Raw genomic sequence first — 15,421 nt, 5'->3', positions numbered from 1 at the left:
TCGACCGCTACACCTTCTTGTCGATAGCCTTGGCGATATCGCCGAGGTTTTTCAATTCCTCGATATCCTCGAGCGCGAGCTGTACGCCGAAACGCTCTTCGAGAGCGAGGACGAGGTAGATCTGCTGGACGGAGTCCCAGCGTTCGACTGTCTGCGGCGAGGATTCGGGCGAGATGTCGCATTCAGCGACGCCGAAGACGCCCGCGGCGATCTGCTGGACGACCGCGAAGGTCGGACTTACGCCGGCACCGCTGGCGCCGGCGTTACCGTGATCCATTCCGGCGCCTTGAGATCGCTGTTCGCGAGCACGAGCTCCCACACGGAGCCGTCCGCATCGTCGGCGATGCGCCGGAAGCCGTGGTCTTCATAGAAGTGCTTTGCGAGCTCGTTCTTGGCGGTTGGGCAAAACATCCCCACGAGGCGTGACTTCCCGCGCAGACGCGCTTGGTCCGCGATGTATGCGATGAACGCAGTTTCGATTCCTCGCCCGATGACGCGACAGCTCAGCAAGAACGTGTCGAGCCTGCATACGTCGCCATCGTCTTCGGTGATCGCGGTGCCGACGATGCCGTTGTCGCCGAGGCGGTCGCTCACTTTGATCGTCAGAAGTTTTCTTTTCGGATCACTCATGAAGCGTGCGATGTCCGCTTCGCCATAACGTCGCGTCGTCAAGTTGAATTGGTTCGTCTTCTGTGTGAGCTGCGCGACGCGGCCGAGCGTGAGATCGTTCGCGGCGGCGATGTCGGCGACCTGACCGAGGCTTCGATAGAATTCCTCCTTCGATCCGGCAGACGCGAGCATCGTCGCACGCTGTGCCTGTTCTTTGTAGAACTGGGTGCGCTGACGGTCTTCGACCGAAGCTGCGGTGACGCGTTGGAAGAACGGATTCTCGAGCACGATCCGCGCGTATTTCGATGGCTCGGGGGGCAGGTCGAGGACGCGCACTTGCGGCAGCATCGCCCGGACCTCGGCTCGCTCGACCGGATTGTCGTCGATGAACGCGACCGCGTCGAGACCGATGTTCAGCTCGCTCGCGATCGACCGGATGTTCTCCGCTTTGCTCTCCCAGTTGATCCGCAGCGTCGCGAAATGCGCCGGCCGCACGAGCATGTCCGGATGCTTCTCGAGCACCTCCATCGCATCGGCCTCGTCGTTCTTGCTCGAAACCGCAAGGACGACGCCGCGCTCGCGCAGTGCGAGCAGCGCGCGCTGCAGCGCGCGGTATGGCGTTCCGGGAGGATCGGAGCCCATCTTCAGCCGCGCGAAGCCGTCTTCGCCGACAATCCCCTTCCACAACGTATCGTCGAGATCGACGACCGCGACCTTGACGACCGCGCCGATGACCGGTTGGATGAAGCGCAGCCACTCGTCGACGATGTGACGCAAGTTGGGCGCCGTCGCGGGCAGGCGGAACTGCTCCCACTTGCCCTCGTCGAACCAATCTCGTCGGCCGTGACGCGCGACGAGCGCATCGTAGTCGAGGGGATGGATGCCGTTCATGCCGCGCGCGACGGCCGCGAGGCGCTCGTTGACGCTCTCGATCGCCGCGCGCTGACCAAAGGTTGCGTGCGACTCGAGCGAGCCGCGCGTCGTGAGATCCGGCGAGTCGAGCAAGTGGAAGATGAGGTCTGCTTGCGAGTTCTTTCGGAACGCGTGAAGCAGCGGCGTCAGCCGAGCGACGGTGTCGTCGGCGACCGTTCGCAGATGCGATTCGGAATCGTCCGAGGGCGCCCACAGTTGCGGCGCGACCGACGCAGTGTTGAGGGCGAGCAGCACGACACGCGGTTGGAACTCGTAGAGCGCGCTGCGCGGGTCGAGCATCTCGGTCGCGTACGTGTCGAAGTCCGAGACTCGAACTTCGAGGTCGATGCCGTTGACGTACGCTGCCGCGCGAAGAAGGGGAACGAGCGGTTCGACCGTCACCGATCGCAGGATTGCGAGCCGGCACGCGATGAGGTCGAGGTCGGCGCGGTGGCGTTCGTATTTCGCGATGACGAACTGCGCGGAGTTGAGGCTCGGCTCGCGGTTCCACGCGTCGGCGAGCGTCTGAAACGCTTCAGCGAGCTTCCCGTGTTCGAGCAATCTGTCGATCGTATCCCGTTCGGTCATTAAGCGGGTCCCACTGACATTTTCATCGGCTAAGAGGAGCGGTTCCCCGCTCCAGAGATTGCGACACGTGCATGGTGCAGCGACAGATGTCCCGCTAATTCATCTCTTCGCGGTAAAGACGAGTGCCGACATCGAGCCGTCGATGGCACTGCCCCCGTACGCCTTTTCGAGCGCCTCTGTCGCCGCTTCGACGACGCCTTGCAGGCGCCGCGCGTCGCGCGCCTCGATCTCGAAGCGCAGCGGTGTTCCCTCGACGTATCCACGCGCACCAGATCGAGAAGAACCGCGCGTGCGTTTTTCGACTCGTTCGAATGCGACGTTTGAGAACCCGGCAGCTCGCAGCTCGCGCTCGATGGCGACTGGATCACCGTGACCGTATGGCGCGCGCTCCAAGAATAACGGCGGGTCATCGGGGAAGACCGACCTCGCCGCGTCGGAGACGATTCGCGCGACGTCGTTACGTTGGAGGCCCTCCCACAAGCTTACGATGTAGGCTCCTCCGGCCGCGAGAACACGTCGAGCCTCGCGAAACGCCTTGGCTCGATCGGGGAAGAACATCGCGCCGAACTGGCATACGACGAGGTCGAAGGCTTTGTCGTCGAACGGAAGCTGTTGCGCGTCGGCTACCGACCATTTGACTCCCTTGTTCGCTCGCCGCGACGACGCGAAATCGATCATCGCGTGGTTCAAGTCGGTCGCTTCGATCGTTGCATCGGGCAAGGCGCGCGCGAGCGCCTCGGTGACGATGCCGGTACCGGCGGCGATTTCGAGAATGCGGCGAGCGTTTAGTTCCTTTGCGCGCCGCGCGACGTCTTCGGCGTAGGGCACGAAGAGCAGCTTTCCGAGGTTGCTATCGTAGATCTCGGGGATCTTACCGGTGTAGGAGCCGTCAGTGAACGACATGGTGCTAGGGTTCGGATTTCCGGCACCTTCGCCCTCGACGGTCCCAAGCTGGGCCTGACTAGGCCAAACGTCTGAAGGTGCCACTGGGAGCTACTGGAAGCGCCGAGTCCCTCAAAGGCGACTGCGCGTCCGCGCAAGGAGGTCGTCATGTTCCGTCGGGTCATCATCGTTTCCGCACTCGCGGCTTTTCTCAGCAGTTGTGCCGCCTCTTCCGTACCAGCCCCGACCGTCCTCGACACGACATCAGCTGCGCCCGGTTCGCCGCACGCTCGCGCACAGTCATGGATGGATCGCGGCGCCGGGGGCGCGCCTTTCACCTACGTCAGCGAGCCGGAATGCGGCTGCGTGCTCGTCTACAGCGCATCGCGAGCAAGATTTATCGGGCTCATCAGTGGCGATTTCGTCAACCCGGAGGGCATCACGACCGATTCGAACGACGCTCTCTACGTCACGGACGCGGTGAGAGATGCGAACGGGAACTTCGAGATCGACGAATATGCCGCCGGATCGCTGCAGCGCACGAATCTCCTATTCGCGCCACAACAGCCAGTTGACGTCGCCGTTGGCGCTGACGGCACCGTCTACGTGTCGACCACGGGAGCTATCCCCGCCATATTTGTCTACGCGAAAGGTTCGCAGAATCCGATGTCGCAGTTGCTCGACCCGAATGCCGTCGCGGGCTGGGGCATCGCGATCAACGACAAGCAGAACATCTTCTGGGGCGTTCAAACGGCGTCGGGCTACAGGATCGACCGCTATCCCAAAGGGGTGAAGTTCCCGGATCCGCTTCGCACGCCTTTGACCGACGTGCCTGAATCGCTCAACTTCGACAAGCAAGGCCGCATTATCATCACCCAGCCGCACGTGCCGGTGGTCGACGTCTTCTCATTGCAGACCTTACTGATAAACCAACTCAGCGAAATTGGGATGCCCGACGGCGCTGCACACGACGCCCTTCACAATATTTGGGTCGCCGACAATGCCAACAACGCGCTCGAGGAATACTTCTCGAGCGACGGCAGCCTCAGGCGGATGATATCGCTTCCGGGCTGCTGCGCCCGAGATGTGGCAGTGTTCCCGCTACCGTAAATCAGGGCCGAGTGACGTCACATCCCGAGGGCGGCAGCGTTTTCGGTGAGCGTGGCGATGATGAATGCGATGTGCTCGTCGAGGTCGACGCCGAACTCTTGCGCGCCCTGTACGACTTCCTCGCGGTTGACTTTCGCGGCGAAGCTCTTGTCCTTGAGTTTCTTGCGAACTGACCTGACTTCGACCTCGCGGATCGACTTGTTCGGGCGCACGGCGACGACGGCGCCGATGAATCCGGTGAGTTCGTCGCAGGCGAAGAGCGCTTTGGCCATCTGAGTATCGCGCGGCACGTTCAGATACGAAGCGTGACCTCGGATCGCGCGGACGATATCCGGTGGCCAGCCGGCTCCTTCGAGCATCTTGCAGCCTTCTTCGGGATGCTGCTCGGTGTTCGGGTGGATCTCCCAATCAAAGTCGTGGAGCAAACCGGTGATGCCCCAACGGTCCTCGTCTTCACCGATCTTGCGCGCATAGGCGCGCATGACGCACTCGACGGCGAGCATGTGGCGCCGTAGACCTTCTTCGCGGACGTTTTCCTGGACGAGCGCCCACGCGGCGTCGCGGCTCGGCGGCGCAAGCGAAACGGCATCCGAACTCATGCCGACGCGTTTTTGGCGCGGACCAAACGGACCTGCCACGGCGGTCGAGATGAATCTCGACCGCTCCCTTCAACTCGGCCTACTACAATTATCGTAACGCAGAGCTATGGGAGGCCGAGCAAAGCGCTGACGCGTAGACCAAACCCATGAAAATACGCGTCATCATCTTGGCGGCGGCGTGCATTAGCGCGTCTGTCGCGACATCGGCATATGCCGCTCCCACGACGCCCATGGATCATCGCACAGCGTTCGGCGGCGGACACGCCTACTACCACCCGCCGCGATACCACGAGTATGAGCTCGACAACGTCAAGATCATCGCGTCGTTCGACGAGGTCGCCGGCACGGTCTCCGGCGACGTGACGAATACGGTCACGATGATCCATCCGTCGACGACGTACGTCGACTTCGATTCCGCCGATCTCCACTACACGTCGGTCGGCGAGCCGGATGGAACGAAGCTCCGTTATCAGACCTTCGGCGAGACGCTGCGCGTCTTCTTGGCGAAGCCGGCGGACGTCGGAACGGAGATAGCCATAGAGACGAAATACTCGACCCATCCGACGAAGGGCGTCTATTTCGTGCACCCCGACAGCTACTATCCCGATCGACCGTGGGAGGTCTGGTCGCAAGGCGAGATGATCGACAACCATTTCTGGCTCCCGACCTACGATTGGCCCGACGAAAAGGCGACGAGCGAGACGATCATCAGCGTGCCCGAGGGGCAGACGGTCGTCAGCAACGGGCGCCTCGAGCGCGTCACCCACGACGTCGCAAAGAAGACCGTGACCTACGACTGGGTCGAGTCGGTGCCGCACTCGACCTACCTCATCTCGATCGTCGCGGGCACATTCGCACAATGGACCGATCATCTCGGAAAACTGCCGGTGACGTACTACGCGCCGCCGGCCGATCGGGCGGAGGTCGCATACGACTTCCGCGCGACGCCGGACATGATCGCATTTTTCCAGCAATTCAACGACTACCCGTTCCCGTACGAGAAGTACGCGCAGTCCGCGGTCGTCGACTTCACCTACGGCGGCATGGAGAACATGTCGGCGACGACGCAGACGTCGACGACGCTCCACGATCACCGTGCGGAGCTCGATACGAATAGCGAAGGCCTCGTCGCGCACGAGCTCGCGCACCAATGGTGGGGCGATCTCGAGACGATGCAAGACTGGGGGCAGGTCTGGCTCAACGAAGGCTACGCGACGTACTACGAGGCGCTTTATCGCGAGCATGCGCACGGCGAAGATGCCTTCGACATGGACCGTCAAGGCATGATGGACGAAGTATTCAACGAGGACGAGCGCGTTCGCCGGCCGATCGTCACCGAGGTCTACGGCGATCCGATCGACCTCTTCGATGCGGACAGCTACTCGAAAGCGGGGCTCGTCCTCCACATGTTCCGCACGGTCCTCGACACCGACGAATACCGAAAGTCGCAGACCGCGTTCTTGCGCGAATACGCGACGAAGAGCGCGAACACGCAAGAGTGGGAGACATCCGTCGAGCGCACGACGGGTCAGGATCTGCACTGGTTCGTCGATGAGTGGCTCTATAAAGCGGGCTTTCCCGAATACGACGTCTCGTACACGTACGATGACGCTGCACGCGTCATCCACGTGACGGTCGATCAGACGCAATCGACGGCGTGGAACACGCCGGCCGTCTTCACCATGCCGATCGCGATCGAGACGCAGACGGCGGACGGCAAGTCGTCGACGACGACCGTCAACGACGACGCCCGGACGAAGACATTCGACATCCCGTGCGTGTCGACGCCCGCGATGGTGCTCTTCGACCCCGGCCACAATATCTTGTCGAAGGTGACGTTCAAGAAATCCGACAGCGATCTCGACTACCAGATGCGTCATGCCCCATCCGTGCTCGATCGGCTCTACGCGGCACAGCAGCTCATCGCGCACCAAAAGCCGACGTCGGAGGAGTTCTCGGACGCAGAATGGTTCGCCAAAAACGAACGATTTGACGATGCACGGTCCGCGATCGCCGACTCGCTTGACGCTCTCGCGCCGGACGATCGCGCGCGAGATGTACTTTTCGCTGAGCTCAGCGATCGAAGCGCGCACGTCCGAGCCGCGGCCGCTCGGGCGCTGAGCGACTTCGGCGGCGATCCGGCGACCATTTCGGTGCTCGAGCGGCTAGCGGCGTCCGACCCGTCGTACGCGACGACGGCGGCGTCGGTCACGACGCTCGCCCAATACGACGCGCCGGGCATCCCTGCGGTTCTTGCACGCGCGTTGACCGAGCCGTCGAACAACGGCGTTGTCGCGTCGGCTGCGCTGCACGGCTACGCGGTCGTCGAGAAGAGCGGCGCGATCGCTCTAGAGGAGCGTTACGCGAGATACGGGGCGCCGCAAGCGTCGCGCAACGCCGCGATCGGAGCGCTCGGGACTATCGGGAAAGGTGACGCGCGTGTGACCGCGTTCCTCACGAGTCTCCTCGGCGACCCCAACTTCCGGACCAATTTCGCGCTGTTCCGGGCGCTCGGCGAGCGCGAGGACGTTAAGGCCATCCCGGCGCTCGAACGGTTTGCGAAGACGACCGAAGACGTCCGGCTGCGACAAGGCGCGCAGGCGGCGGTCGCAACCATCGAGGCCATGACGAGGAGGCCGACGAAGCGCCCGTGACCTGCGGGCTCTAGAGCTCGCGGCGCCGCCGTCTGTGATCCACGGGAGCTTCATCACGTGAGCGAGAGCCGCTTCAAGTACGTCCGTCCGTTCAAGGTCATCTTCCGCGACCTCGATGGGATGCGCCACGTCAACCACGCCGTCTATCTGACGTACGCCGAGGCAGCCCGCAACGAGTACTGGCAGATGATCACCGGCATCACGGACGTCGCGGACTTCGACTTCGTCCTCGCCGAGCTCAGCGCACGCTACCACGCCCCGGCGCATCTCGGCGACGAGCTGCTCGTCGGGGTACGCGTCACCGAACTGCGCCGCTCGAGCTGGCTCATGGAGCACGAGATCACCGACGCGAAAACGGGCAAGCTTCTCGTCGAGGTGAATACCGCGGCAGTCATGTTCGACACGAAGAAGAACCGTTCGATGCCCATGTCCGAAGAACGGCGCAAGCAGGTGGAAGCGTTCGAAGGACGACCGCTCACCGTCCTCACGTCGAAGAGCAAGACGCTGAACTAGAAGCAAGACCGCGGCGGTCGAGCTAAAGCTCGACCGCTACAGCCTCCGGCTGTACATTGCGCGATTTAGACGCGCAGGTTGACGCCCCGCTGCATCATGATGAACGCCGCCGCGAGCGCGGCGAGCGCGAGCACGAGCACGACGAGGCCGTCGGCGAAAAGTCCATATTCGACCCCGCCCGTGTACGAGTAGCGAAAACCATCGATCATATAGACCATCGGATTGACGTTCGCGATCTTGGCGAGCGCCGGCGGCAGCATCGACGAGCTCGAGAAGATGCCGCCGATGAACGTCAGCGGCGAGATGACGAATGTGTTGATGATCGCGAGATTGTCAAAGGTCTTGCCGAGCAGACCCGCGATGAGGCCGCACGAGGAGAAGAGCAGCGACGTCACCACCATGAAATAGAGATACGTGCCGACGTCGCGCGGCACGAAGTGGACGAGCCCGAAGCCGAGCAGCATGACCATCGTGCCGATGACGACGCCGCGCAGAACGCTCCCGGCGAGAAAGCCGACGAGGATCTCGACGTACGACAGCGGCGCGATGAGCAGTTCCTGGATGGAGTTCATGAAGCGCTGTTGGAACATCGACGACGACGTCTCGTCGTACGACGACGTGATGACGTTGAACATGACGAGACCGGGCAGTAGGAACTCGACGTACGGCACCCCATCGACATCTTTGATCCGGGGGCCGAGCGAGAACCCGAAGACGTAGATATACAAGACGGTCGTGATGACCGGCGGCCAGATGACCTGGTTGATGACCATCATCGTCCGCTTCATCTCGCGGCGGACGAGCGCCCAAAGGCCGACGAAGTTAGCCACGCGTCCGCCGTCCGACGAGTTCGAGGAAGACGTCTTGGAGCGACGCGTCACCGTGGCTCGCGATGAGCGCCGACTTCTCCTCGAGCGTGACGAGCTTACCTTGGTTGATGATGCCGATCCGGTTGCAGAGCATCTCGACTTCTTCGAGGTAGTGCGAGGTCATGACGATCGTCATGCCGCCGGCATTGATGCTGCGCAAGAACTCCCACAGCTCGAGACGGAGTTCGACGTCCATACCGGCCGTCGGCTCGTCGAGGATGAGCAGCTGCGGCTCGTGCATGAGTGCGCGCGCGAGAGAAAGACGCCGCTTCATACCGCCCGAAAGCATGAGCGGCACGACGCGGCGCTTGTCGGTCAACTCGAAGCGCTCGAGCAGCTCGTTCGCGCGGGCTCGCGCTTGCGGCATCCGCATGCCATAGTAGCCGCCCTGATATAGGAGGATTTCCTCGACCGTCAGATAGCGGTCGAAGTTGAACTCCTGCGGCGAGAGCCCGATGCGCGCGCGTGCCGCCCTGAAATCATGGACGACGTCGTGACCGAAAACTTCGATCGACCCCGACTGGAACGTCGCCAATCCGACGATCGCGTTGATCGTCGTCGTCTTGCCCGCGCCGTTCGGTCCGAGAAAGCCGAAAAACTCGCCGCGCGCGACGTCGAAGGACAGGTCGTCGACGGCGGTCATCGAGCCGTAACGTTTGGTGAGGTGGGAGACCGAAAGGGCTGCGCCGCTAATAGTAGATCCCCAGCATCATCTTCGCTTCCTCGGAGGCGTGCGAGCGGGGATCCCATGGCGGGGCGAAAGTGAGGTCGACGCTGCACGATCCGACGCCCGGGATCGCTTCGACCGCGTTCTTGACGTTCGCGATGAACATGCCCGCGACGGGGCAGCCGGGCGAGGTCAGCGTCATGAGGACGGCGACGGCATCGCCATCGACCTTCACGTCATAGATGAGGCCGAGGTTGATGACGTCGAGACCGATCTCGGGGTCGACGACGCCTTTGAGTTCCTCGCGGACGCGCTCCTCGGTGACCGTTGCTGCCGGCGTTGCTGCCGCGTCAGATGCATTCGTTTCCATGGCTTCTATTGTAGTTGCGGGCAAGGAAAAACGACTCCTGCGCGAATGAGGACGCGCATGACGACGACGACGCGCACGCTGACGCTCGGCCACTCTCCCGATTCCGACGACGCATTCATGTTCTACGGCCTCGCGAGCGGGAACATCCAGACCGGCGACCTCGAATACGAACATATCCTCAAAGATATCCAAACGCTCAACGAGTGGGCGAAAGAAGGACGCCTCGACACCACCGCGATCTCGGTGCACGCGTACGCGTACGTCGCAGACAGATACGCGATCCTCAATCACGGCGCGTCGATGGGCGAACGCGATTACGGACCGATGGTCGTCGCACGCGAGCCCGCGTCGCCATCTGATCTTCGCGGCAAGCGCGTCGCCGTTCCCGGGCTCATGACGAGCGCGTACCTCGCGCTTCGCCTCTGCGTCGGCGATTTCGAGCCGGTCGTCATGCCGTTCGACAAGATCATGGAATCGGTCGCGGGTGGCGAACACGAATTCGGCTTGCTCATCCACGAAGGTCAACTGACGCACGGCGCGCTCGGACTTCGGCCAATCGTCAATCTCGGTGCGTGGTGGTGGGAGCAGCACGGCCTGCCTCTGCCGCTCGGCGTCAACACGATCCGACGAGCGTTGCCCGATGACGTGAAGCGCGACGCATCGCGCCAGCTGCGAGAGAGCATCGAGTTCGGGCTCGCGCATCGCGAAGACGCGTTGCGCTGGGCGCTCCGCTACGCGCGCGGCATGGAGACGTCGACGGCGGACACCTTCGTCGGCATGTACGTCAACCGCAGGACGGTCGATCTCGGCGACGACGGACGCAGGAGCATCCGACTTTTCCTACAGCTCGGCGCCGAAGCGGGCATCGTGCCCCGGTTGTTCGACATCGACTTCGTCATGTGAGGATGAACGGCAGATGGTGACGGCGATAGTCCTCATGACAGTCGCGCGCGGAAAGGTGCAATCGGTCGCGAACGCTCTGCTCGACGTGCCGTCCGTCGGCGAGGTCTACAGCGTCGCCGGCCCATACGACCTCGTCGCTGTGATCCGCGTCAAACGGCATGACGAGCTCGACGAGCTCGTGACCGGTCGCCTCGCGGCCTTCGAAGGCATCCTCTCGACCCAGACGCTCGTCGCGTTCCGCTGCTACTCGCGCAAGGACGTGCAGGCGATGTGGGATATCGGGCTCGACTAGGTGAAACTCTTTTGCGGCTCTATCCGTTCAGGTAGATGGATATGAACGCACGCACTCGTCTTTTCGCAATCATCGTCGCGCTGGCGTTGCCGGCGCTCGTCAGCCCCGCCGTGTCGATCGCCGCGCCGAAACCCGCGGCTTCGAGCGCGTCGTCCGATCAGGGCGGCTCGCCGCAGGCGTTTTCGGTCGCCGGCCGGATCGACTCTGTCAACTATACGGCGAACGTCATCGTCGTCAAAGCTAAGCACGGTGCCACGAGCATCAGCCTCACCCCGACGACCTCGGTCGAGCTTGGGGGCCAACAGGGAAGCATCGCCGATCTGCGGCCTGGCATGCACGTGCACGTCCGAGGGTCCGTCATCGGCGGCGTCATGACGGCCGAGTCGATCGTCGTCCGCTGAAGGTCAACCCGGGCTAGCATTCTCCCGCCTCGACGCATGCGTCGAGGCGTTTTTTGACGTGACGCGGCGCGAGGCCGGCAGGCGGCTTGAGCGAAAGCGTGCGTCATGGTGACGTCGAGTTGAACGCGTCTTCCATCGCCGAGCGGGCGGCAGGTCTCGTGCTCACCGGTTTCGAGGCGACGACAGCCGCGCAAGCGCCGCTCGAGTTTCTGAGCGGGCTCGCCGGGGTTGCGCTCTTCGCGCGGAACGTCGTCGACGCACGCCAGACGCGCTCGCTCGTCGACGATCTCCAATCGGCCGCTCGCAACGCCGGCAGATCGCCGCTCATCATCGCGATCGATGAAGAAGGCGGAACGGTTTCCCGCATCGGCCGGATAGGCACGCTTATGCCGTCGGCGATGGCGCTCGGGGCGGGCGGCGATCCGGCGATCGCGCGAGCGGTCTACGCATGCATCGGCGAGGAGATCGGCGCACTCGGCGTCACGCTCGATTTCGCGCCTGTCGCCGACGCGAACACAAATCCGCGCAACCCCGTCATCGGCACCCGCTCGTTCGGCGAAACGCCGGTCGCTCGAACGCTCGTCCCCGCTGCCGTCGTCGGGTTGCACGATTCGCGGATCGCGGCGACCGCGAAACATTTCCCAGGTCACGGCGACGCCTCGGTCGATTCGCACAAAGATCTGCCCGTCATCGAAGCCGGGCTCGATCGCTTGCGCTCGGTGGAGTTCGAGCCGTTCCGAGCTGCGATCGGCGCCGGCGTCGACGTCGTCATGACCGCGCACGTCGCCCTGCCGCAGATCGACGCTTCGGGCGCTCCGGCGACGCTATCGCGTGCCGTCATCACGGATCTACTGCGCGAAGAGCTCGGCTACGACGGCGTCGTCTGTACCGATTGCATGCAGATGGAAGCGATCGCTGGGGGCTATCCTGCCGGCGAAGCTGCAGTCCTTGCGATCGAAGCGGGCGTCGATCTCGTCACGTATTCGTCGTCGATCCCGGCGGCTATGGAAGCCGTCGCAGCGATCCGCGATGCTATACGGAGCGGGCGTCTCCATGCAGACCAGCTCGAGCGAAGCCTCGCGCGCGTCGAGGCCTTGCGAAATCGCGGGCTTAAAGCCGACGAGCGGCCGCCGCTCGACGTCATCGGGAGCGCTCCTCATCGCGGCGTCGCGCTTGAAGCAGCCCGAAGTGCGATCACGCTCGTTCGTGACCAGCAGTCGATCGTGCCCCTCGCGCTTCATGAGGGCGACGAGATCCTCGTCGTCGAGTTCGCAGGCGCAGGCTCGTCGCCGGTCGAGAGCGCCGGCAAGCATCAGACGTCGCTCGGAGCCCTGCTCGACGAACGAAGTCCGGCGCGCGTGCAAACCCAAAACCTCGGCCTCGATCCCGCGGAGCTTGAGACTAAGCAACTGTTGACGGCGGCTGCGTCCGCGACCGTCATCGTCGCGGTGACTCGGCGCGCGTGGGCCCATCCGCTCCAAGGACGAGCGGTCGGTGGTCTTGCGATGGCCGGCAAACCCCTCGTCGTCGTCGCAGCGCGTGAACCGTACGACGCGTCGAGCGCTCCACCGACGGCGGCCGTGCTCGCGGCGTACGGCGACGACCATTCGACCATCGATGCGGTCGCCGACGTCTTGATGGGCAAAAGCGAACCGAAAGGCAGGCTACCCGTTTCGCTCGTCGCCCGGGCTGCTCCGACGTCGGCGGTCTCATGAACAAGACGGCCGGCGCGCGCGCCGCGCGCAAACCGCTCGCGAGATCGGCTGCGGTCATCGAATCCGCCCTCGGACGCGTTTGCACCGCGGCGGTCCTCCACGTCCGCGTCGGCGGCAAGGTTCTCGCGGATCTTCCCTTTGGCGTCGTCACCCCCGGCGGCGATCCGGTCATCTCCGAGACGCCGTTCGATCTCGCGTCGCTCACGAAGATATTCGCCGGCACCGCACTGCTCTCGCTGTTCGACGAACGCCGCTTCGCGCTCGACGATTCGATCGTCTCGCTCATCCCGGAATTCGGCGGCCACGACGCGCGCCGGAGATCCGTCACGTTCTGCCATCTCCTCGCGCACACGTCGGGTCTTCCGGCGCACGTCAGCTTCCGCGACGAAGTCGCGAGCGCGGCGGTCATCGCGCGCGTGTGCGCGACGCCGTTGACGTCGATGCCGGGCACGAAGGTCGCATACAGCGATCTCGGCTTCATGCTCGTCGGCGCCGCGATCGAGCGCCTGACATCTCGCCCGTTATCCGACGTCGTCACCGAGCGAGTTCTCGAACCATTGCGCGCCGTCGACGCCGGCTTCAATCCGCCTTCTGACGTACGAAGCCGCATCGCGTGCACGGAACGCGACTCGTGGCGAGGGCGACTGCTCCAAGGCGAGGTCCACGACGAGAATTGTTGGGCGATGGGCGGCGTATCGGCGCATGCCGGACTGTTCGCGCGTGCGGCGGCGGTCGCCGACATCGGCGAGGCATTTCGCGACGGCGGCATCGCCCCCGACGGCCGCGTGCTATCACGGCACACATCGCTCGCCGCGACCCGCGAGTGGGCTCGCAGCGCCGACGAACGCCGCGGTCTTGCGTGGGCGCTGCGTACGGATCAGCGCCAGTCGTGCGGCTCGCTTTTCGGGCCGCGATCGTTCGGTCACACCGGCTACACGGGCACGTCACTGTGGGTCGATCCGGATAGGGGCCTCACGGTCGCGCTGCTCACGAACCGCGTATACTTCACGCGCGATCCGCACCCGGTGTTCGAGTTGCGCGGTGCGGTGCATGATGCGGTCGTCGAAGACGTCGAGCGCTTGGGCCCGGCGTGATGCGTGCGATCGGACTCATGTCGGGGACGTCGGCCGACGGCATCGACGTCGCAGCGGTCGAGGTCGAGCATGAGAAAGCACACGGCGGACTCGGTATCCGAGTGCTTCACTTCGCAACGCTTCCCTACGAAGCGACGCTGCGGGAACGTCTGTTGTCTTCGTCATCATCGGTCGGCACGACGATCGTCCAGCTCGGCGAATTGAACGCCGCCGTCGGTGAAGCGTTCGCGGCCGCGACGATCGAGGCTGCGCGCCGATGGGGGCTCGACCTCGGGAGCATCGACGTCATAGGATCGCACGGCCACACGATGTACCACGCGCCCGAGACCTGCGTGACCATCCAGATCGGCGAAGGCGCGATCGTCGCGGCGCGAACGGGCGTCACGTGCGTCGCCGATTTCCGAATCGCCGATGTCGCGCTGGGCGGACAAGGAGCGCCGCTCGTGCCGTTCGTCGACGCGGTGCTGTTCGCCGATCCGAACGAATATCGCGCGGCGCTCAACATCGGCGGCATCGCGAACGTCACATTGCTGCCGGATGAAGCGCACGGCGGTCGAGCGGCGATACGTGCGTTCGACACAGGACCCGGGAATATGGTGATCGATGCCTGCGTCCGACTCGCGAGCGATGGCGAGTCCGACTTCGACCGTGATGGCGCTGCGGCGGCCAGGGGAATCCCGGCGCATGCCTTGCTCGATGAACTGCTCGACGATGGCTATTTCAGCCGGCCGACGCCCAAATCGACCGGCCGCGAGCGATATGGCGCGGCGTATGCGGCGCATGTATGGGAGCAAGGCCGGCGCCTCGGCCTCCATCCTGACGACGTCATCGCGACGGTCACCGCGCTGACGGCGCGGACGATAGCCGACGCGGTGCCGAGCGAGTGCCGACGTATCATCGTCTCGGGCGGCGGCGTCCACAATCGGACGCTTATGGAGACGCTCCAGGCGTCGGTCGGCAAGCCGCCGGCGCACGCGCGGGTCGAACGGTCGGATGTCTACGGAATCGAGGTAGACGCGAAGGAGGCGACCGCGTTCGCCGTGCTGGCATGCGAAGCGATCGCGGGCGACATCAATCATCTGCCCGCGACCACCGGAGCAGCGCGCGCGGCGGTTCTCGGGAAGATCACGCCGGGAGAGAATTATCGCAGTCTCATGGCGCGCATTTGGGGGTAGAACCCTTCCGTGAGGCAGGGGGATGGGCGTTCGCGGTCCGAACTTGTGCGCTCCGTCCAATCCGCGCG

The 15,421-nt window shown here is 64.0% G+C and carries 16 protein-coding genes; 9 read left to right on the top strand and 7 right to left on the bottom strand.

Annotated elements, in window-relative coordinates; genetic code table 11:
- Positions 1-7: 7 nt before the first annotated feature.
- The 3 genes from VFO25_11710 to VFO25_11700 form a co-directional block, all read right to left on the bottom strand.
- Entirely contained in the window at positions 8-277 is a 270-nt protein-coding gene (locus tag VFO25_11710) for an acyl carrier protein (GenBank protein HET9343568.1), read from the bottom strand.
- Positions 238-2,109, bottom strand: coding sequence for an HAD-IIIC family phosphatase (locus tag VFO25_11705; protein HET9343567.1), 1,872 nt, complete (start codon positions 2,107-2,109; stop codon positions 238-240). The genes VFO25_11710 and VFO25_11705 overlap by 40 nt, the downstream gene beginning before the upstream one ends.
- 99 nt (positions 2,110-2,208) lie before the next feature.
- Complete coding sequence (locus VFO25_11700) at positions 2,209-3,012, bottom strand: class I SAM-dependent methyltransferase (protein HET9343566.1); 804 nt, start codon at positions 3,010-3,012, stop codon at positions 2,209-2,211.
- Between the two features lie 147 nt (positions 3,013-3,159).
- Between VFO25_11700 and VFO25_11695 the strand changes: the two genes are divergently transcribed.
- The gene (locus tag VFO25_11695; protein HET9343565.1) at positions 3,160-4,101 is read left to right on the top strand and encodes a hypothetical protein; all 942 of its coding nucleotides are present in this window, start codon (positions 3,160-3,162) and stop codon (positions 4,099-4,101) included.
- A 17-nt stretch (positions 4,102-4,118) separates the two neighbouring features.
- Here the strand turns inward: VFO25_11695 and VFO25_11690 are convergent, their stop codons facing one another.
- Positions 4,119-4,700, bottom strand: coding sequence for an HDIG domain-containing protein (locus VFO25_11690; GenBank protein ID HET9343564.1), 582 nt, complete (start codon positions 4,698-4,700; stop codon positions 4,119-4,121).
- A gap of 146 nt (positions 4,701-4,846) precedes the next feature.
- On the opposite strand from VFO25_11690, the gene VFO25_11685 reads away from it, so the two are divergent.
- Positions 4,847-7,354 (top strand): M1 family aminopeptidase, encoded by a 2,508-nt coding sequence (locus VFO25_11685; GenBank protein HET9343563.1) that lies wholly within the window; start codon positions 4,847-4,849, stop codon positions 7,352-7,354.
- A 57-nt stretch (positions 7,355-7,411) separates the two neighbouring features.
- Positions 7,412-7,867, top strand: coding sequence for a thioesterase family protein (locus VFO25_11680; protein HET9343562.1), 456 nt, complete (start codon positions 7,412-7,414; stop codon positions 7,865-7,867).
- Positions 7,868-7,932: 65 nt separating this feature from the next.
- On the opposite strand, the gene VFO25_11675 is transcribed toward VFO25_11680, so the two are convergent.
- From VFO25_11675 to VFO25_11665, 3 genes are read right to left on the bottom strand one after another with little or no spacing between them, the layout of a single operon-like run.
- A complete protein-coding gene (locus VFO25_11675; protein HET9343561.1) occupies positions 7,933-8,697 on the bottom strand; it encodes an ABC transporter permease in 765 nt (254 codons plus the stop codon).
- Positions 8,690-9,379, bottom strand: coding sequence for an ABC transporter ATP-binding protein (locus VFO25_11670; GenBank protein HET9343560.1), 690 nt, complete (start codon positions 9,377-9,379; stop codon positions 8,690-8,692). The genes VFO25_11675 and VFO25_11670 overlap by 8 nt, the downstream gene beginning before the upstream one ends.
- 46 nt (positions 9,380-9,425) lie before the next feature.
- Complete coding sequence (locus tag VFO25_11665) at positions 9,426-9,773, bottom strand: iron-sulfur cluster assembly protein (protein HET9343559.1); 348 nt, start codon at positions 9,771-9,773, stop codon at positions 9,426-9,428.
- A gap of 57 nt (positions 9,774-9,830) precedes the next feature.
- Here VFO25_11665 and VFO25_11660 point away from each other — a divergent pair, with 57 nt between their 5' ends.
- The 6 genes from VFO25_11660 to VFO25_11635 all read left to right on the top strand — a co-directional run bounded on the left by VFO25_11660 (position 9,831) and on the right by VFO25_11635 (position 15,353).
- Entirely contained in the window at positions 9,831-10,676 is an 846-nt protein-coding gene (locus VFO25_11660; GenBank protein HET9343558.1) for an MqnA/MqnD/SBP family protein, read from the top strand.
- A gap of 13 nt (positions 10,677-10,689) precedes the next feature.
- Entirely contained in the window at positions 10,690-10,968 is a 279-nt protein-coding gene (locus VFO25_11655; GenBank protein ID HET9343557.1) for an Lrp/AsnC ligand binding domain-containing protein, read from the top strand.
- 41 nt (positions 10,969-11,009) lie between these two features.
- Positions 11,010-11,369 (top strand): DUF5666 domain-containing protein, encoded by a 360-nt coding sequence (locus VFO25_11650; protein ID HET9343556.1) that lies wholly within the window; start codon positions 11,010-11,012, stop codon positions 11,367-11,369.
- Positions 11,370-11,455: 86 nt separating this feature from the next.
- Positions 11,456-13,084 (top strand): glycoside hydrolase family 3 N-terminal domain-containing protein, encoded by a 1,629-nt coding sequence (locus VFO25_11645; protein HET9343555.1) that lies wholly within the window; start codon positions 11,456-11,458, stop codon positions 13,082-13,084.
- Positions 13,081-14,178 (top strand): serine hydrolase domain-containing protein, encoded by a 1,098-nt coding sequence (locus VFO25_11640; GenBank protein HET9343554.1) that lies wholly within the window; start codon positions 13,081-13,083, stop codon positions 14,176-14,178. Before VFO25_11645 ends, VFO25_11640 begins: the two co-directional genes overlap by 4 nt.
- On the top strand, positions 14,178-15,353 hold the full coding sequence (locus tag VFO25_11635) for an anhydro-N-acetylmuramic acid kinase (protein HET9343553.1): 1,176 nt from the start codon (positions 14,178-14,180) through the stop codon (positions 15,351-15,353). The genes VFO25_11640 and VFO25_11635 overlap by 1 nt, the downstream gene beginning before the upstream one ends.
- Positions 15,354-15,421 lie beyond the last annotated feature (68 nt).

It is taken from the genome of Candidatus Eremiobacteraceae bacterium (assembly GCA_035710745.1).
Taxonomy (GTDB): domain Bacteria; phylum Vulcanimicrobiota; class Vulcanimicrobiia; order Eremiobacterales; family Eremiobacteraceae; genus JANWLL01.
This window is presented reverse-complemented; position numbering and strand designations above follow the sequence as displayed.

Coding starts and splice junctions, on each gene's coding strand:
- VFO25_11710 (HET9343568.1), bottom strand. CDS start 277: ATGGATCACGGTAACGCCGGCGCCAGCGGTGCCGGCGTAAGTCCGACC.
- VFO25_11705 (HET9343567.1), bottom strand. CDS start 2,109: ATGACCGAACGGGATACGATCGACAGATTGCTCGAACACGGGAAGCTC.
- VFO25_11700 (HET9343566.1), bottom strand. CDS start 3,012: ATGTCGTTCACTGACGGCTCCTACACCGGTAAGATCCCCGAGATCTAC.
- VFO25_11695 (HET9343565.1), top strand. CDS start 3,160: ATGTTCCGTCGGGTCATCATCGTTTCCGCACTCGCGGCTTTTCTCAGC.
- VFO25_11690 (HET9343564.1), bottom strand. CDS start 4,700: ATGAGTTCGGATGCCGTTTCGCTTGCGCCGCCGAGCCGCGACGCCGCG.
- VFO25_11685 (HET9343563.1), top strand. CDS start 4,847: ATGAAAATACGCGTCATCATCTTGGCGGCGGCGTGCATTAGCGCGTCT.
- VFO25_11670 (HET9343560.1), bottom strand. CDS start 9,379: ATGACCGCCGTCGACGACCTGTCCTTCGACGTCGCGCGCGGCGAGTTT.
- VFO25_11665 (HET9343559.1), bottom strand. CDS start 9,773: ATGGAAACGAATGCATCTGACGCGGCAGCAACGCCGGCAGCAACGGTC.
- VFO25_11660 (HET9343558.1), top strand. CDS start 9,831: ATGACGACGACGACGCGCACGCTGACGCTCGGCCACTCTCCCGATTCC.
- VFO25_11655 (HET9343557.1), top strand. CDS start 10,690: ATGGTGACGGCGATAGTCCTCATGACAGTCGCGCGCGGAAAGGTGCAA.
- VFO25_11650 (HET9343556.1), top strand. CDS start 11,010: ATGAACGCACGCACTCGTCTTTTCGCAATCATCGTCGCGCTGGCGTTG.
- VFO25_11640 (HET9343554.1), top strand. CDS start 13,081: ATGAACAAGACGGCCGGCGCGCGCGCCGCGCGCAAACCGCTCGCGAGA.
- VFO25_11635 (HET9343553.1), top strand. CDS start 14,178: ATGCGTGCGATCGGACTCATGTCGGGGACGTCGGCCGACGGCATCGAC.